Below are 17,491 nucleotides of genomic sequence, written 5' to 3' on the forward strand. Positions count from 1 at the left end.
AGGTTAACATTATCGTAGCGAAAATATTTACTTGTTGTCAATCAAAATATTTTGATAAGAAGGCTTTAAATAGTCTCTAAGCAATGTGTATGGAATACGAAATTGCGGAATTCCGCTTGAATAAGGAGCAATTTCATATAAAGGGAAATAAATTACAAGATTATCCGGTTCTAAAAAGTAGTGAAACTTTTTAGTGCTCGTTACCTTTTCGGCTGCATCAGGAAAATAAATGCTTTCATTTTGTTTAATTTGTCTTACAATCTCTGTGCGAATTATTTCTTTATATTTATCCTCTTGCTGAAATAAATCGTCTAAGTGTAATAATTTTTTTTCGTTTAAATCAAATGTATTTGCCTTCCACGTATAAAGTCCGTGCGCTCCGCCTGTATATTGATAGTAATTCACATATAGACTTAGGAAAGGAGGTTTGTTTAAAGCTACTTTATAGTCAACATTTGCAACGTAGGGATGAAAAGGTGTGCTAGATCCTTCTGTTTCTTTATAATATTTCTTCGCCTCTTTTTCTAAGTTACTTTTAAATGTAGCAGTAGAGTTTTTGTAATAGGAATTTAGCTTATTTTGAAATTTCGAATTAGAAAAGTTGTAAAAGGAAGGCCTATTAATTTGATATTCTATATAAGGTTTCTTACCTTTTTGCGTTACAGTCTTAACATTGATTGTCAGGTTGGATGCTTTGGCTGCTATTGCACAATTTGGTACAATAGTCAGGAAGGAGAACATAAGCAATAGTATACAAAATTTCTGTTTCATTTAGGTGAAACCTCCTTATATAAGTGTTATAGGTAGTTTGAAAGTAAATAGGTAAAAATATACATTTGATTTAAAGTGAGAGAGGTGGAAAACGATATGTCAAAAACTTTAATGGATTCGCTTGGAATAGAGCTATTAGAAATGACAGAGGATAAAGTAGTTGCTACGATGCCTGTTGATGAACGTACGCATCAGCCGTTTGGATTTTTACATGGCGGTGCATCTGTTGCATTAGCAGAAACTGTGGCAAGTGTTGGTTCATACAATTTAATTGATCAAGAGAAATGTATTTGTTTTGGATTAGAAATTAATGCAAATCATATTCGCTCAAAGCAAGATGGAATTGTAACAGCAATCGGAACACCGATACATAGAGGACAATCGACAATGGTTTGGGATATTCGCATCATTGATGAAAATGATGAGTTGCTATGCATATCAAGATGTACAGTAGCAATTAAAGAAAAACGTGAAAAATAGAAAAGAGGCGGCTCTTATGAGCTGCCTCTTTTTTATAATTAGAACTGGATTTTTTTCTCTAAGAAACCTTTTAGTTCGCTAATTGGCATACGAACTTGTTCCATAGTGTCACGGTCACGTACTGTAACAGCTTTGTCTTCAACAGAGTCGAAGTCGTATGTGATACAGAATGGTGTACCGATTTCGTCTTGACGACGGTAACGTTTACCGATAGAACCAGTTTCATCAAAGTCTACCACGAAGTCTTTAGCTAGTTCTGCGAATACTTCAGTAGCACCTTCAGATAGTTTTTTAGATAATGGTAAGATAGCTGCTTTATATGGTGCTAAAGCAGGATGGAAACGAAGAACTGTACGAGAATCGTTTTCTAATTGCTCTTCTTCATATGCATCACATAAGAATGCTAATGTTACACGGTCTGCACCTAGAGATGGCTCGATGCAGTATGGCACGTAACGCTCATTCGTTTGTGGATCGATGTAGTTAAAGTCTTCGTTAGAGTGTTCCATGTGACGTTTTAAATCGAAGTCTGTACGAGATGCAACGCCCCATAGTTCGCCCCAACCGAATGGGAATCTGAATTCAATATCAGTTGTTGCGTTACTGTAGTGAGATAATTCGTCTTCACCGTGGTCACGAAGACGCATGCTTTCTTCAGTCATACCAAGTGAAAGTAACCAGTTTTTACAAGTTTCACGCCAGAATGCGAACCACTCTAAATCTTCACCAGGCTTACAGAAGAATTCAAGTTCCATTTGTTCGAATTCACGTGTACGGAATGTGAAGTTACCAGGTGTGATTTCGTTACGGAAACTTTTACCGATTTGGCCGATACCAAATGGAAGTTTCTTACGCATAGAGCGTTGTACGTTTTTAAAGTTTACGAAAATACCTTGTGCTGTTTCAGGACGAAGGAAGATTTCGTTTGTGCTAGACTCTGTAACACCTTGGAATGTTTTGAACATTAAGTTGAACTGACGGATTTCCGTGAATTCTTGGCTACCGCAATCAGGACATTTTACTTCATGTTCTTTCATTAAGTCAGCCATTTGGTCGAAAGTAAGACCGTCAACGACCATTTCGATGCCTTTTACGTCTAATGCATCTTCAATTAACTTGTCAGCACGGTGACGAGCTTTACATTTTTTACAGTCGATCATTGGATCATTAAAGTTACCAACGTGACCAGAAGCGATCCAAGTTTTTGGGTTCATTAAAATAGCAGCATCTAAACCAACGTTGTGTGGAGATTCTTGAATAAATTTTTTCCACCAAGCTTTTTTAACGTTATTTTTTAATTCGATTCCAAGTGGACCGTAATCCCATGTGTTTGCAAGACCACCGTAAATTTCAGAACCAGGGAAAACAAAACCGCGATGTTTTGCTAAGTTTACAACTTGTTCCATTGAATACATAATAAAATCCTCCTTTTGAAAGTTAACGTATTTGCGATGACGTGATGGGTACTTTGGAAACGGGGCATCTCCGCTAGCTCCAGCGGCTAAAATGTTCGGTGGCTTCGCTTCTTCCGCCGAGGCAAAAAGCGCCTCTATGTCAGAAGCTCCATCCTCCTCACATTTTGAGCGAGCCGCTTGCGCTTTAAATTTTTAAATACAAAAAAGCTCGTCTCTAGGCAATCATGCCTAGGGACGAGCTTGTATATACCCGCGGTTCCACCCTAGTTGATGTGCATTTCACACATCCACTTTCATCACGTATTGCTCGAGACTGCCGTTTCCTTGCGGTTTCAGGCTTTCACTATCCCTGAATCGCTTTTTGTGCAAGTACTTATAAGTCCGTCATCGCTACTTATATTAATAATAATGAACATATTCTAACACGTTCTTTTTTAAATCACAATAGAGGGACGTGCCTATCTATGATAGAGTCTCGCCTATTTTTTCATTATTTATTCCGTAATTTTGTTTAATGTGCTTAATTGCTTCGCGTTTACTTAATGGAGCAAGCTCGTTAGTTTGAACGTATTTCCAAACTACATCTGGCTTTGTTTTTGCATATTCGCGAAGGACCCAGCCGATTGCTTTTTGAATGAAAAATTCTTTTGAGGAATGTAGTTGTCCGATAATCCAGAAAAGGAGTTCTTCATCCATTTTTTGTTTATATTTTAGCTGGAATAAAATAGCGGCACGCTGTAACCATATGTTTTCTGATGCAATCCATTTTGGAATATATGCGGAAATTAATTCTGGATGGTTTAAAAAGATGGCACCTAAAAATGTAGGGACGATGCTATCAACAGAGTCCCACCAAGATTTTGTGACAATAAGTTCTTCTAGAAATGGGATATGAGTTTCGTTTATGTGCTTTTTATATTTTTGCATGATATCGAGTGCGGCAGCTTGAAATTCACGTTCTGGTAAGTCCCAAAGCTCACGTATGATAATTTGGAAGTCCTTTTTATCTGGGAGCGTATGTATTTGAATGACGTCTTTCAATAATTGTCTTCTCTCGGGAGTTTGAATACCGAGAAACGGGAAGTGATTTTTCATATAACGTGCCATCGGTTCTGCTTTTTCGGGATTTTGATGAGCTGTAAAATGCTCTTGTAATGCCTTTACAAATGGATGCATAGGTATGTGCTCCTCTCTTATTATCTTTCTCATATTATTATACAAAGAGTTTGGGTGAATTTTAAAACATAACTTGCAATGTAATGAAATATGTTGAGAAGAGAGAGGAGAGGATAAGATGGAAGATCAAAGCGTACTAGCAGGTTTCTTTGCTCTTAGTTTTGCGTTTATTCTTGTTATAATAATTTGGGCAATTATTTCGTATTTGTTAACGGCTTTTGCACTTTATACGATGGCGAAAAATGATGGTGCAACTGATGGTGTTCTTGCTTTTATTCCGTTTATAAATAGTAAGACATGGGGCGATTTAGCGAAAGATAAATTACCAGATTTCTTGAAAGAAGAGGCAGGGTGGAAAGTATTTGGCATATATGTCGGATGTTTCATTTTTAATTTCGTACCAATTATAAGTTTGCTAGCAACAGCCGTATCGATTGTGCTGTCTATTTATCTCATCTACGCTATTTTGGATAGATACGGAACGAATTCCATACTATTTACGATCATTCATACAATCACGTTTTCGGTTTTCTTGCCGATTCATTTGTTCATTATTCGGAATGAGCCGGTGAGGTATAACGAGTAGGCGTATCAAAGTTGTCGAGTGGTCGATATATTTGGTTTCATAATAATTCGGATATGCTGAAAAAAGCGCCCTGCTCAGCAGGGCGCTTTTTTCTACTACATAAGATAGCGTAAGTAAATGTAAATGTGAGAAATGATTAATGAAACGATCATAATTGGGAAGCCGACTTTAAGGAATTCCATGTAGCTGAATTTATGTCCTTCACGACTTGCGATTCCGGCTACGATTACGTTAGCAGAAGCCCCGATTAATGTTCCGTTTCCACCTAAGCAAGCACCTAATGCTAATGCCCACCATAGTACGTCGATTTGTGCGTCAGAAGGTGATAAACCTAGCCCAACTGCCATATCGTTAATAAGTGGAATCATTGTTGCAACGAATGGAATGTTATCGATTGTTGCAGAGGCGATACCAGATACCCATAGAACAAGGATAGATGCCTGAGAAATATCTCCGCCTGTTATTCCAATTACTTTTTGAGCTAACATTTTGATAAGCCCGATATCAATAAGTCCTCCAACGAGTACGAATAGTCCCGCGAAGAAGAAGATTGTTACCCACTCTACACTTGCGAATACCTCTTCAATTTCATGCTCTTTCACACCGATTAGCATAAGTACAGTAGCGCCAGTTAAGGCGATGATAGCTGCATCAATATGGAAAATGGAATGAGTCATGAAACCTAAAATAGTAAGGCCAAGTACTGTTAAAGATTTCTTCATTAATACTGGGTCTTTAATGTATTGTTTTTCATCTAAGCTCATTAATTTTTTAATTTGTACAGGATCAGCAATTAATTGCTTACGGTACATGAAGTAAAGAATTGTTGCTGTAACAGCAATAATGATGATTACGATAGGTGCTAAGTTGAATAAGAAAGCATTGAAATCTAAATGCTTATTTGCAGAACCAATCATAATATTTGGCGGATCACCAATTAATGTTGCTGTTCCTCCGATATTTGAAAAAATAATTTCAGAAAGTAAATATGGAACAGGATTTACTTGCAAGATGCGCGTAATAGATAAAGTAACTGGAACAACAAGAAGTACTGTTGTAACGTTATCTAAAAATGCGGAGCCAAGCGCGGTAAGTAAGGAAAGTGAAATTAAAATTTTAATTGGATTTCCTTGTGCTCCTTTTGCGGCTTTAATGGCAACGTATTGGAAGACACCTGACTTACTTGTAATGTTTACCAGTATCATCATACCGATGAGCAATGTAATTGTTCCCCATTCAATATGTTTCGTAAAGGCATTGTGTAAGTCAACGACCCCTGCAATTACCATGAATGCCGCACCAAGAAGTGCGATGACAGCGCGGTTAATTTTTTCAGAAATAATAATGGCATATGTAATTAAAAAGACTGCGATAGCAAAATAATACTGCCAGTTTGCGAGCTCTTGCGTTGTTTCGTGCAAAACTCTCATCTCCTTTCGTTCACTTTTCTTAGTGTGTCAAAAAATTAACTAGATGAAACACACATAAAGTCATTATAAAGTAGAAAAATGGCGGATGTAAATGAAAGGGTTTATTTTGTCATATTTTCTGCATAGGTCATTTTTTCTTATTTTTAAAAATATTTGTGGGCATTTGACATATATATAAGATACATCCAATCTGAATATTTAAAATCGAATCAGCATCCGAGCTTGTTCGTGTAGGAGTGTCAAATAGAAAGGAATGACAAAGATGATAAGGAAGGGATCGTATGGATGAACAACGATTTTTGTTTTTAGACTTTGAGTTTACGATGCCCCAGCATAGAAAAAAGCCAAAAGGTTTTTTCCCAGAAATTATTGAGGTCGGACTCGTTTCAGTTGTTGGCTGTAAGGTGGAAGATACGTATTCAGCGCATATTAGACCGAAAACATTTCCATCTTTAACGGATCGATGTAAAAAATTTTTAGGAATTAAACAGGAAGTAGTGGACAAAGGAATTTCTTTTCATGAACTTGTTGAGAAACTTGCAGAATATGAAAAGAGGTGTAAACCGACAATTGTAACGTGGGGAAATATGGATATGAAAGTCTTAAAGCATAACTGCGAAATGGCGGGAGTAGAATTTCCATTCTTTGGACAGTGTCGTGATTTATCGCTTGAGTATAAGAAGTTTTTTGGAGAGAGAAATCAAACAGGGCTGTGGAAAGCAATTGAGGCGTATGGAAAAGCAGGAACAGGAAAGCATCATTGTGCGCTTGATGATGCGATGACGACATATAATATTTTTAAATTAGTAGAAAAAGATAAAGAGTATTTAGTCAAACCAGCACCTCCAACATTAGGGGAACTTGTTGATTTTTCGAAAGTGTTAAAGAAAGTGAGTACACAGTAACGACCAAATTGCAAAATATGTAATTTGGTCGTTTTGTTTTTTAAAGTTTGTAATCTTGCTTCAATTGCTGAAGTGTTTTTAGACTACGCCCCGCAAAAGGTGAATCATCTTCAGAAAATGAATTAATTTGAGTTTCTAATGCTAATTTTAGTGACTCTGTATAATCTGGAATTTCTCCTTCATATTTCTTCACCATTTGCTCTGGAATGTTCGTCTGTTCACGAAAAGCTAAAGCACGTCTTTCATGGAAGAATGGTACGTCAGCTTGTTTTACATTATGTAAATCACCTTGCACTGGATGTTTTAAAACAGCTAATACTTTTACAACGTAACTGCCAGGACGGCTATTTGTAATTTCGCCGATGTATTTTCCAGTTTTATAAATACCAGTAACGATTTCACCAATTTCAAATGTTTCTCTCATATTTTTCACCTCAAGTTTATAGTAAGGAAAGTAGAAGAAGGAGTCAAAGAAAACAGTTGATTTTTGAATGTCCTTGAGAATATGACAGGCTTCAACTATAATTTAAAATGATATAACAGAAAATTCTGATGTTAATTCTTTTCATAAATTTCCTGATAAGGAGTGTTTTATATGATGCCTTTATATTTTCCTGAAGATAAAACGGAGTATATTATTCCAGGTATTGTTTGCGTTCTATTTATCATCGGTGCGGTTGCTACGTGGCGTATGTTTATTCGTGTATCAAAACGAGAAGCAGAGCGATTACAGAAAGTAGAAGAAAAGCTTTTAGCTGAAAAGAAACAGTAATTCATTTTTGCATGTTTCCCTCTATGCTCGGACAATCTAAGGGCAGAAAGTATTTTGGAGGGAATTGAATGAAAAGACAGCTTTTTTTCAGTTGTTGTTTACTATTTCTAATGGCGGGTTGTGACCAAGGGAAGCCGAAAGAAATTGATGTGAAATTACATAATGCTTCAGGTGATGAAGTTGGGACTGCAAAAGTAGCTCAGCAAACAAGTGGAGTGAAAATTACGATTAAAGCGGAAGGTTTTACACCAGGACCACACGGGATACATGTACATGAAATCGGAGAATGTAAAGCGCCAAGTTTCGAATCATCTGGGAATCATTTTAATCCAGATAATAAAAAACATGGGCTCTTGAATCCGAAAGGTGCGGAAAATGGTGATTTACCGAACTTAGTGGCAGACGGTTCGGGAAAGATTAAAGCAGAAATCGATGCTCCGCATATAACGCTTGAAGAAGGAAAAACGACGATTCATAGAAAAGATGGAGCGTCTATTATTATTACAGAAAACGCTGATGATGGTATGACGCAACCAACTGGTAAATCTGGTGGCCGAATTGCTTGCGGTGTTATCGTAAAAAAAGCGTCGGATATGAAGAAGAAATAGAAGCTACCGTGAATGATAGATTTTGTTGTAAAACCACATGATAGTAAGTGGAATTATATCGATTTACCGAAAAAAGGAGGCTATCCCAAAATCATTTTGGGATAGCCTCCTTTTTTGTTATGAGAATGTATGGTGTAGTCTGTTTAAAATTTCTTCTAAAACAGATCTAGGACAGCCAATGTTAATTCGGATATGGGCTTCTCCACCTGTTCCGTATTTCTCACCAGGCTCAACGATGATTTTACCTTTCTCTTCAAGCAATGCTGTTCGTTCATCTTGAGAAAGATCCAAGTGGGAACAATCAATCCACAGTAAAAAACTACCTTCTGGTTTAATTACAGAAAGAGCTGGTATGTGATTTTGAATATACTCACAAGCAAATTGAGCATTATCTTCAGCGTACAATCGAATTTCATTTAGCCAATCATTACATTCTGTATAGGCACTTTGCATTGCTGTATAAGCAAATGTATTTAATCCGTGGAATCCTTGTCTATATTGGATAGACATAAAGGCATTACGGAGATTTTCATTCGGAATAATAATGATCGATGCTTGTAATCCAGCGATATTAAATGTTTTGCTCGGAGCCATACAAGTAATAGTGCGGGCTGCTAATTCTTCAGATAAAGAAGCAAACGGTGTATGAGTATGGCCTTTATAAATAATATCGGCGTGAATTTCATCCGCGACAACGGTTACATTATATTGCGTACATAGCGTACCGAGTTTTGTTAGCTCCTCTTTCGTCCAAACGCGTCCGATAGGATTGTGAGGGCTGCAAAGAAGCATTAGTTTTACACCTTGTTTAAATTGAGTTTCTAGATGCTCGAAGTCTATCTTATATATGCCATTTTGTTTAAACAAGGGACTCTCACATAATTGTCTATTATTTGTTTTGACCATTTCAAAAAATGGTGGATAAATAGGAGGTTGTACGAGTACGGCTTCTCCTTCTTTCGTTATAGCTTGTATGCTCGTACTAAGAGCTGGAACGATACCTGCGCTAAATACAATCCATTCTTTTTGTATTTCCCAATTGTATTGGCTTTTCGTCCAATTACAAATGATATCCCCAATATTTTCAGGAGGAAGTGTATAGCCGAAAATAGGATGTTCTATGCGTTTTTGTAATGCAGTTTGAATTGGTTTTGGTACTTCAAAATCCATATCGGCAATCCAAGCGTGGATGAGCTCTTCATTTTTATATGTATCCCATTTTGTACTATGTGTTCCGCGACGATTTACCGTTTTATGAAATAGTTGCATATGTTTGCTCCTTTCTTCTGTCAAACTGTTAAGTTATGAAAATTCTCACTCTTCTTATAGAATAGCTGATGTGATACGATAAAGAAAAGCATTAAAAAGTGAAAAGGCGGGAAATAGATGGGTGCATATGACAAAATGATTGAGGTTGTGAAAAATTGGGATCCGTTTCAAATGGGACCGGAGTTTTATGAAACAGAAGCGAGCGATGTTGTAAACGTCGTAAGTGTGTTTGATGATCCGAAATACATCGCAAAGAAGATTCAACATATATACTTTATGTCTTTTGAAGAAGTACCTGCACTTGAAAAATGCGAAAAATTAGCAGTAGAGTTACTCGTACTAAAAGAAGGCGGAAGTTGTTCATTATAGGCTGTCGGAATTTACGACAGCCTTTTTGTTTATTTTCATTCGGATTGATTAAAGCTTCACTTTATCCCGTTTTAACGGGGCAGTAAGACTCCCGCCTCAAAATTCGGTTGAAGCAAAGAGGTTAGGCGAGAAATCAAACTGCCCGTAAAAACCCGATTGGTGAAGGCTAATAACCCGTGGGAATAGAACCTCCCACGGATTAAAGCTTCACTTTATCCCGTTTTAACGGGGCAGTAAGACTCCTGCCTCAAAATTCGGTTGAAGCAAAGAGGTTAGGCGAGAAATCAAACTGCCCGTAAAAGCCCGATTGGTGAAGGCTAATAACCCGTGGGAATAGAACCTCCCACGGATTAAAGCTTCACTTTATTGCGTCGCAAACGCAATAATTTCTTCATAAACATGATCGGGCTTTTCTTCAGGGAGTAAGTGGCCTGTATTTTCATAAGAAATGAAAGTTGAATTAGGTAGGTCTTTATGGAGACGGTGTCCTACATGTACAGGGACGACGCGATCCTTTTCACCCCAAATGAGTAATACTGGGGTTTCGATTTTTTGTAATTCAGTTGAAGATAAGTCACCTTCACGGTCTCTTATCATTCGAGTTAAAGCAGGGAATATACGATCATCATAAAAAGGAGCAGCATAGCCTTCCATCATTTCATTGTCAATTAATGAATGGTCATGAACGACATTCATTAAATTATGAACGATGCCCCTTCGAATAATCCAGTTCTTCACGTATAAGTGGAAGAACGGTAAATAAGAGGAGTACAGTAAAGGGAAGTTTGCGCGTGCTAAATAACTAGAGCTACATAGTAAAATCGTTTTTGAAATTAATTCAGGGCGTAGTCGGTTTACAAAGAGTGAAATTTGTCCGCCCATAGAATGACCAACTAATACAATATTCGAGAGAGATAAATGTTCGATTAAATCGATAATAATAGCTGCTAAATTGTGATAAGAATATTTAAAGAGATGAGATTTATCACTTTTTCCGAATGGTGGTAAATCAAGGGCAATTACTGTACCTTCCTTTGTTAGTAAAGGAATGAGTCGTCGATAGCTAAATGAGGAAGAAAGGAAGCCGTGAACGAGTACGAAAGTAGGTCGTTCTTTTTTAGTATTGTGTTCATACAATTCGTAATGAATAGTAGTCCCGCGAGTGGAAAAAGTGAAGTAAGGGCATTTGCATTCATGGTTCATTTTTTGTCACTCCATTGATTTTTGTTCATATCATCTCCAGGCAAGAAACAAAATATGTTAACAAAAAAAGGCAAGATGACGATGTCATCTTGCCTTTTGCGTATTTAGCCCGCTATTTACCGGGCAGTAGAATGCCCGTAAAAGCCCGATTGGTGAAGGCTAATAATCAGGGGAGGATGGACAAACCCCCCACTGATTAAAGTTTCACTTTATAATTACCCACGCACAATATTAGGTGGTGTTTTTCCTTGTAATCCTGCTACTAAATTTTCAGCAGCTGTCATTGCCATTTGCTGACGAGTTTTTAATGTTGCAGATCCGATGTGCGGTAAAGTTACAACGTTTTGTAATGATAAGAGCGGATTCTCTTTTTGAATCGGTTCTTGTGTAAATGTGTCGATGCCGGCTGCAAATATTTTCTTTTCTGTTAACGCATGAATTAATGCAGTTTCATCTACTGTTTTCCCGCGAGAAGCATTAATGAAAATTGCTGTTTCTTTCATTAGTGAAAATTCCTTTTCACCGATAAGATGATACGTTTCATCTGTTAATGGAGTAAGAAGAATAATAAAATCAGATTGTTTGATTAGAGTTTGTAAATCACAATATGTAGCATCAAATTTTTGCTCAGCTTCTTCTTTACGGCGACGGTTATAGTAAAGGACATTCATATCAAATCCGAATTTCGCTCGTTTTGCGACAGCTTCCCCAATTCGTCCCATTCCGATAATACCGATCGTACTATGATGTACATCTAGTCCGAAGTGTTCTTTTCCGATTTCAGCGCTCCATTCACCATTTTTTACATAGGAATTGAGTTCGCAAACACGGCGACCAGCAGATAACATAAGAGCGAAAACGAGATCGGCTACTGTATCATCTAACACATATGGAGTATTCGTTCCGATAACATTTTGTTTTTCCATCGCTTTTAAATCAAAGTTATCATGGCCAACAGAAATGTTACTTACTACTTTTAAATTAGGAGCAGCCTGCAATAACTCTTCATTTATAGTAGATCCGAAATTTAATAACCCATCTTTATCTTTTATTTTTTCTAATAGAACATCACGAGGTACTTTCTCGTTTTGATCCCATTTTTCAAAATCACAGTGTTCTGATAAATAGTTTTCTACAAATGTTGGAACTGGTTCGGCAATATATACTTTTGGTTTCACGGTTCCATCCCCTTTCCTCTTTACCCGGATTGGTGTGTACTAATAATCAGCGGATATGAACCCTCCCACTGATTCAAGTTTCACTTTATTTTGACATAATTCTCAAAAAAAATCTTCTTTTCAAACTGGAAAGAGTATTTGTATAATTTAGACACAAACTAAAAGGAAGGGTGATTTATATGGTGACAGAGAAAGAATTGGAATTATTAGCTTGTCTTGAAAAGAATAGTCGTTTATCTGTAGATACATTAGCGAAGTTGTTAAATATAGAAGTAGAAGAAGCGAAAAAAATGGTTGCGAAATTAGAAAGTGAAAAGATTATCGTGGACTATGTAACACATATCGATTGGACAAAAGTGAAAGAACATACTGGTTTAACGGCGATGATTGATGTGAAAGTTACACCGAAGCGTGGCGTGGGTTTTGATGCGGTAGCTGAACAAATTTATCGCTATTCAGAAGTGAAATCCGTTTATTTAATGTCTGGGACATATGACCTTTCTATTACATTAGAAGGAAAGACGATGGGAGAAGTAGCGATGTTTGTTTCTGAGAAATTAGCAACAATTGAATCTGTCGTTTCAACGACAACTCATTTTATTTTGAAGAAGTATAAACATGAGGGAATTATTTATGAAAAGACAGATGATGATAAGAGAATTGTGGTGACACCGTGAAGCAATTTGACCTATCTAGAGTAGCAGAATCTTTACAACCGTCTGGTATACGAAAGTTTTTTGATTTAGCGGCAAGTATGAAAGGTGTTATTTCACTTGGAGTGGGGGAGCCGGACTTTGTTACACCTTGGAATGTAAGGCAAGCATGTATTCGTTCTTTAGAACAAGGATATACGTCATATACAGCAAATGCAGGATTATTGGAGCTCCGTCAAGAAATAGCAAAGTATCTAAAAAAACAATTTGCAGTATCTTATGATCCGAATGATGAAATCATTGTTACAGTTGGAGCGAGTCAAGCGCTAGATGTAGCGATGCGTGCTATTGTAAACCCTGATGATGAAATACTTATTATTGAACCAAGTTTTGTTTCGTATGCACCACTTGTTACGTTAGCGGGCGGGGTCCCAGTTCCAGTAGCGACTTCATTAGAAGATGAATTTAAAGTACAGCCAAATCAAATTGAAGCAGTTATTACAACGAAAACAAAGGCAATATTACTTTGTTCTCCTAATAACCCAACAGGCGCAATGTTAAATAAATCCGAATTAGAAAAGCTAGCAGTTATTGTTGAGAAGTATAATTTAATCGTGTTATCTGATGAAATTTATGCAGAGCTCGTATACGACGAAGCATATACGAGTTTCGCGAGTATTAAAAATATGCGTGACCATACAATTTTAATTTCAGGGTTTTCAAAAGGGTTTGCCATGACGGGATGGCGTCTTGGGATGATTGCAGCCCCTGTGCAATTTTCAGAATTAATGCTCAAAATCCACCAGTATTCAATGATGTGTGCACCGACGATGTCTCAATTTGCAGCAGTTGAAGCATTACGCGGGGGAAATGATGAAGTAATTCGAATGAGAGATAGCTATAAAAAACGTCGTAACTTTATGGCGACATCTTTCAATGAAATGGGCTTAACATGTCATGTGCCAGGCGGGGCATTTTATGTCTTCCCTTCTATAGCTTCAACCGGACTATCTTCAGCAGAATTTGCAGAACAATTATTATTAGAAGAAAAAGTGGCTGTTGTTCCTGGAAATGTGTTTGGCGGGAGTGGTGAAGGATTTATTCGTTGTTCATATGCAACATCGCTTGAGCAACTTATGGAAGCAATGAAGAGAATGGAACGGTTCATAGAGAATAAAAAAAGGACAAAACACAATACGTTTTGTCCATAAAAGGGGGGGAATACTAGAAAGCCATGTGTTAGTATTCTATCCTAATATTGGAGAATTATACGTATTACAGGAAATTTTTTCGTGAATTTTGAATGAGTTCTATCAAAGTGGTATAATTTACTAATATAAGGTGGGAGTATCCTCGGTGTTTTACTTAGGATACTTACTCACTAATCGGATATTTAACAACAAATACATCTGCTTTGCTATTTACAATTGTAGAGAAAATGGTAAACGTATGGGAGTGTTTCACATGTCAGAACAATATACAACGGGAGTGGTTGTAACAGGGAAAGTAACTGGAATTCAAGATTACGGTGCATTTGTAGCTTTGGATGCAGAAACACAAGGACTTGTGCATATATCTGAAATCACAAATGGGTATGTAAAAGACATTCATGACTTTTTAAAGGTCGGGGATACAGTAGAAGTAAAAGTACTTTCAATTGATGAAGAACACAGAAAAATGAGTTTATCGTTAAAAGCGGCGAAAAGAAAGCAAGGACGAATTCTTATACCGAATCCATCTGAGGACGGATTTAATACGCTGCGAGAAAAGCTAGCAGAATGGATTGAAGAGTCGGAGGTAATAAAGTAAAAGAGGAACGCATATGAGCGTTCCTCTTTTACTGTGACTTATGATATATATATTTGCAAATATGATTGCATGCAATCATATTCGTATGTCGGAGGCGAAAAAGACATACTGACTATTGAATTTCATGTGTTTCTGGGTGAGTACCAAGATTCTCGGATGGTTTAAATAGTAAGCCGAGATTGATAAGCCCAGAAATACCAACGATGCCGTAAATGATACGTGCAAGAGCTGAGTTCTGTCCACCGAAAATAGCCGCTACTAAGTCAAACTGGAAGAACCCGATCAGTCCCCAGTTAACAGCGCCGATTACAGTGAAGACTAATGCGATACGCTGCAAGGTACTCATGAAAAGCCCCCCTTAATGTGAAGCGTGAGCAAGCAAGGAGTTAATAAGAAAATTTAACTCCTTTATAGAATGGTATAGTTTTGTTGTTTTTATACATGAAAAATGTACGAAAAACGATGTATATACATCTATACCGAAAAATTCGAATTTTTATGCAAAAAATGAACTTTTTCTAAAAAATAAATAATGGTTACGTTTACAATTGTTGAATCGCTTGATTTACAACTTTAGTTTCGCTAAAGTGAATACAGAAATACATATACATAATTGGAGGGAAAAAGATGAGTACACATGTAACGTTCGACTATTCTAAAGCATTATCCTTCATCGGTGAAAATGAACTAACTTATTTACGTGATGCAGTAAAAGTAACACATCATGCAATCCACGAAAAAACTGGAGCTGGGAACGATTTCCTTGGGTGGGTAGAGCTTCCGCTTCAATATGATAAAGAAGAATTTGCTCGCATTCAAAAATGCGCAGAAAAAATTAAAAACGACTCTGACATTTTACTTGTTGTAGGTATTGGTGGTTCTTACCTAGGAGCACGCGCAGCAATCGAAATGTTAAACCATTCTTTCTATAACACGCTTTCTAAAGAACAACGTAAAACTCCACAAGTGCTATTTGTTGGACAAAACATTAGCTCCACTTATATGAAAGATTTAATGGACGTACTAGAAGGGAAAGACTTTTCTATTAACGTTATTTCCAAATCAGGTACAACAACAGAACCTGCAATCGCATTCCGTATTTTCCGTAAATTATTAGAAGAAAAGTATGGAAAAGAAGAATCTCGCAAACGTATTTATGCGACTACAGATAAAGCGCGCGGTGCTTTAAAAACATTATCGGATAATGAAGGCTACGAAACGTTCGTTATTCCAGATGATGTTGGCGGTCGTTTCTCTGTATTAACACCAGTAGGTTTATTGCCAATCGCAGTAAGTGGCCTAAACATTGAAGAGATGATGAACGGTGCAGCTGCTGGTCATAATGATTTCGCGAAATCAGAACTTGAAGAAAACCCAGCTTACCAATACGCAGTAGTTCGTAATGCCCTATACAATAAAGGAAAAACAATTGAAATGCTTGTTAACTATGAGCCAGCACTTCACTACTTCTCTGAGTGGTGGAAACAGTTATTTGGTGAAAGTGAAGGAAAAGATCAAAAAGGTATTTTCCCATCTTCAGCAAACTTCTCAACTGACTTGCACTCATTAGGTCAATACATTCAAGAAGGTCGTCGTGACCTATTCGAAACAGTTCTTAAAGTAGGTAAATCTACACACGAACTAAAAATCGAATTAGACGACAACGATTTAGATGGATTAAACTACCTTGCTGGTGAAACGATAGACTTCGTAAACACAAAAGCATACGAAGGTACATTACTTGCACATAGCGATGGCGGAGTACCGAACTTAATCGTAAACATTCCAGAACTAAACGAGTACACATTCGGTTACCTTGTATACTTCTTCGAAAAAGCATGTGCGATGAGCGGCTACCTATTAGGCGTAAATCCATTTGACCAACCAGGAGTAGAAGCGTACAAGAAAAATATGTTTGCTCTACTTGGAAAACCAGGATTTGAAGAGTTAAAAGCAGAATTAGAAGAGCGTTTGAAATAATAAAAAGCGATCGGGTCTCCGGTCGCTTTTTGTTGTTTTACGAAAAAGTACATCGGTATATTCAAACTAGAATGGGTATGCTAAAGGAAAAGTCTAGGAGGGATGGGCTTGATTCCGATTCAATCAAATTTAGAAGGACGTACATATGCGTTATATAAGTTAGAAGAGGTTATGAAACCACTTGGATATAGTATTGGTGGTAATTGGGATTATGATAAAGGATGTTTTGATTATAAAATCGACGAAGAAGATGGCTATCAATTTTTACGAATACCATTTACAGCGGTGGATGGAGAACTAGATGTGCCTGAGGTAATAGTCCGTCTTGAAACGCCGTATATTCTTTCGCACGTATATCAAGACGAACTAGATGATAATGTTAATTCTTTAACAGCTGGAACGAGTGGAGTTGATCAATTTGCTGAGCCAAAAGATCCCGATGGAGACGTGAAAAGAAAATATATCAGTATTGGTAAAGTACTGGTACAAGAACTAGAAAATCATTTTTTTAATGGTGAATAACGATGAGTATGTCGCTTTCGATGAGAATGAAAGAATGAACTGGATTGATCATATATTGTTCGTCGCGCTTTACACCCAGTAAGAGAATGTTTTGCTTTAAAAGAGTATAGCTACAATTTGCAAAGGATTGTCCGGTGCAGGACGGGGAAATCTCCATCAGTTGTAATTTGTTATCGGAGATTTCATCGTAAAGTGAGAATAGTACACCTGAAATGGAAGGGAATAAAAGAGAAGCGGTAAATACATAGCTCGTTAATTTATTTCCTTCTATAATTTCTGATACGCCAGCTCTCGTTGCATTTTGGATTTGTTCAGAAGTAAGAAGTTCAGCGATGCAGTGAATGTTTGGATTAAGTCCTTTTGCA

21 protein-coding genes (1 of these 21 cut by a window edge) are annotated in these 17,491 nt (G+C 37.1%); 11 read left to right on the plus strand and 10 right to left on the minus strand.

The genetic code is table 11. The features are described from left to right. Window positions 1-27 precede the first annotated feature (27 nt). Complete coding sequence (locus ACE38F_RS04300) at window positions 28-771, minus strand: DUF3298 and DUF4163 domain-containing protein (RefSeq protein ID WP_215554595.1); 744 nt, start codon at window positions 769-771, stop codon at window positions 28-30. Between the two features lie 96 nt (window positions 772-867). Here ACE38F_RS04300 and ACE38F_RS04305 point away from each other — a divergent pair, with 96 nt between their 5' ends. Next, window positions 868-1,251: a hotdog fold thioesterase gene (locus ACE38F_RS04305; protein ID WP_002034550.1), complete on the plus strand. Its 384-nt coding sequence runs from the start codon at window positions 868-870 to the stop codon at window positions 1,249-1,251. Window positions 1,252-1,289: 38 nt separating this feature from the next. On the opposite strand, the gene ACE38F_RS04310 is transcribed toward ACE38F_RS04305, so the two are convergent. Then, window positions 1,290-2,666, minus strand: a complete 1,377-nt coding sequence (locus tag ACE38F_RS04310) for a glycine--tRNA ligase (RefSeq protein WP_375370129.1) — start codon at window positions 2,664-2,666, stop codon at window positions 1,290-1,292. A gap of 462 nt (window positions 2,667-3,128) precedes the next feature. Further along, window positions 3,129-3,842 carry a DNA alkylation repair protein gene (locus ACE38F_RS04315; RefSeq protein ID WP_341308006.1) on the minus strand — a complete coding sequence of 238 codons (714 nt, stop codon included), beginning with the start codon at window positions 3,840-3,842 and terminating at the stop codon, window positions 3,129-3,131. Between the two features lie 118 nt (window positions 3,843-3,960). Here ACE38F_RS04315 and ACE38F_RS04320 point away from each other — a divergent pair, with 118 nt between their 5' ends. Beyond that, on the plus strand, window positions 3,961-4,428 hold the full coding sequence (locus ACE38F_RS04320) for a hypothetical protein (RefSeq protein WP_375370128.1): 468 nt from the start codon (window positions 3,961-3,963) through the stop codon (window positions 4,426-4,428). Between the two features lie 95 nt (window positions 4,429-4,523). Here ACE38F_RS04320 and ACE38F_RS04325 read toward each other — a convergent pair whose 3' ends face one another. Then, on the minus strand, window positions 4,524-5,849 hold the full coding sequence (locus tag ACE38F_RS04325) for an ArsB/NhaD family transporter (protein ID WP_002145115.1): 1,326 nt from the start codon (window positions 5,847-5,849) through the stop codon (window positions 4,524-4,526). 290 nt (window positions 5,850-6,139) lie between these two features. On the opposite strand from ACE38F_RS04325, the gene kapD reads away from it, so the two are divergent. Continuing rightward, window positions 6,140-6,763, plus strand: a complete 624-nt coding sequence (gene kapD / locus ACE38F_RS04330; protein ID WP_341308004.1) for a 3'-5' exonuclease KapD — start codon at window positions 6,140-6,142, stop codon at window positions 6,761-6,763. 40 nt (window positions 6,764-6,803) lie between these two features. Here the strand turns inward: kapD and kapB are convergent, their stop codons facing one another. Then, the gene (gene kapB / locus ACE38F_RS04335) at window positions 6,804-7,187 is read right to left on the minus strand and encodes a kinase-associated lipoprotein KapB (RefSeq protein ID WP_341308003.1); all 384 of its coding nucleotides are present in this window, start codon (window positions 7,185-7,187) and stop codon (window positions 6,804-6,806) included. A 171-nt stretch (window positions 7,188-7,358) separates the two neighbouring features. Between kapB and ACE38F_RS04340 the strand changes: the two genes are divergently transcribed. Together ACE38F_RS04340 and ACE38F_RS04345 are read left to right on the plus strand one after the other, a co-directional pair. Continuing rightward, window positions 7,359-7,535 (plus strand): hypothetical protein, encoded by a 177-nt coding sequence (locus ACE38F_RS04340; RefSeq protein WP_000982763.1) that lies wholly within the window; start codon window positions 7,359-7,361, stop codon window positions 7,533-7,535. A gap of 68 nt (window positions 7,536-7,603) precedes the next feature. Next, window positions 7,604-8,143, plus strand: coding sequence for a superoxide dismutase family protein (locus ACE38F_RS04345; RefSeq protein WP_215554592.1), 540 nt, complete (start codon window positions 7,604-7,606; stop codon window positions 8,141-8,143). A gap of 117 nt (window positions 8,144-8,260) precedes the next feature. On the opposite strand, the gene ACE38F_RS04350 is transcribed toward ACE38F_RS04345, so the two are convergent. Beyond that, a complete protein-coding gene (locus ACE38F_RS04350; protein ID WP_341308001.1) occupies window positions 8,261-9,412 on the minus strand; it encodes a MalY/PatB family protein in 1,152 nt (383 codons plus the stop codon). A 117-nt stretch (window positions 9,413-9,529) separates the two neighbouring features. Here ACE38F_RS04350 and ACE38F_RS04355 point away from each other — a divergent pair, with 117 nt between their 5' ends. Next, on the plus strand, window positions 9,530-9,781 hold the full coding sequence (locus tag ACE38F_RS04355) for a YugE family protein (protein ID WP_002015854.1): 252 nt from the start codon (window positions 9,530-9,532) through the stop codon (window positions 9,779-9,781). A gap of 363 nt (window positions 9,782-10,144) precedes the next feature. Here the strand turns inward: ACE38F_RS04355 and ACE38F_RS04360 are convergent, their stop codons facing one another. Together ACE38F_RS04360 and ACE38F_RS04365 are read right to left on the minus strand one after the other, a co-directional pair. Continuing rightward, window positions 10,145-10,984, minus strand: coding sequence for an alpha/beta fold hydrolase (locus ACE38F_RS04360; protein ID WP_341308000.1), 840 nt, complete (start codon window positions 10,982-10,984; stop codon window positions 10,145-10,147). 215 nt (window positions 10,985-11,199) lie between these two features. Beyond that, on the minus strand, window positions 11,200-12,192 hold the full coding sequence (locus tag ACE38F_RS04365; protein ID WP_215556643.1) for a 2-hydroxyacid dehydrogenase: 993 nt from the start codon (window positions 12,190-12,192) through the stop codon (window positions 11,200-11,202). A 149-nt stretch (window positions 12,193-12,341) separates the two neighbouring features. Here ACE38F_RS04365 and ACE38F_RS04370 point away from each other — a divergent pair, with 149 nt between their 5' ends. The 3 genes from ACE38F_RS04370 to yugI all read left to right on the plus strand — a co-directional run bounded on the left by ACE38F_RS04370 (window position 12,342) and on the right by yugI (window position 14,624). After that, a complete protein-coding gene (locus ACE38F_RS04370) occupies window positions 12,342-12,839 on the plus strand; it encodes an Lrp/AsnC family transcriptional regulator (RefSeq protein ID WP_002124435.1) in 498 nt (165 codons plus the stop codon). After that, window positions 12,836-14,026: an aminotransferase gene (locus tag ACE38F_RS04375; protein WP_215554587.1), complete on the plus strand. Its 1,191-nt coding sequence runs from the start codon at window positions 12,836-12,838 to the stop codon at window positions 14,024-14,026. The genes ACE38F_RS04370 and ACE38F_RS04375 overlap by 4 nt, the downstream gene beginning before the upstream one ends. A 253-nt stretch (window positions 14,027-14,279) precedes the next feature. Beyond that, window positions 14,280-14,624, plus strand: a complete 345-nt coding sequence (gene yugI / locus ACE38F_RS04380; RefSeq protein ID WP_215554586.1) for a S1 domain-containing post-transcriptional regulator GSP13 — start codon at window positions 14,280-14,282, stop codon at window positions 14,622-14,624. Between the two features lie 112 nt (window positions 14,625-14,736). Here the strand turns inward: yugI and ACE38F_RS04385 are convergent, their stop codons facing one another. Then, the gene (locus ACE38F_RS04385) at window positions 14,737-14,970 is read right to left on the minus strand and encodes a DUF378 domain-containing protein (RefSeq protein ID WP_002034535.1); all 234 of its coding nucleotides are present in this window, start codon (window positions 14,968-14,970) and stop codon (window positions 14,737-14,739) included. A gap of 281 nt (window positions 14,971-15,251) precedes the next feature. Here ACE38F_RS04385 and ACE38F_RS04390 point away from each other — a divergent pair, with 281 nt between their 5' ends. After that, a complete protein-coding gene (locus ACE38F_RS04390; protein ID WP_215554585.1) occupies window positions 15,252-16,604 on the plus strand; it encodes a glucose-6-phosphate isomerase in 1,353 nt (450 codons plus the stop codon). Between the two features lie 108 nt (window positions 16,605-16,712). Then, complete coding sequence (locus ACE38F_RS04395; RefSeq protein WP_341307998.1) at window positions 16,713-17,126, plus strand: YugN-like family protein; 414 nt, start codon at window positions 16,713-16,715, stop codon at window positions 17,124-17,126. On the opposite strand, the gene ACE38F_RS04400 is transcribed toward ACE38F_RS04395, so the two are convergent. Next, window positions 17,113-17,491, minus strand: the final stretch of a protein-coding gene (locus ACE38F_RS04400) for a potassium channel family protein (protein WP_341307997.1). The gene runs 617 nt beyond the window's last position; 379 of the gene's 996 nt are visible here — the last part of the coding sequence; its start codon lies beyond the right edge, outside the window; the stop codon is at window positions 17,113-17,115. The genes ACE38F_RS04395 and ACE38F_RS04400 overlap by 14 nt on opposite strands.

This window comes from Bacillus altaicus (genome assembly GCF_042136375.2).
In the GTDB taxonomy this organism is placed as follows: Bacteria; Bacillota; Bacilli; order Bacillales; family Bacillaceae_G; genus Bacillus_A; species Bacillus_A cereus_U.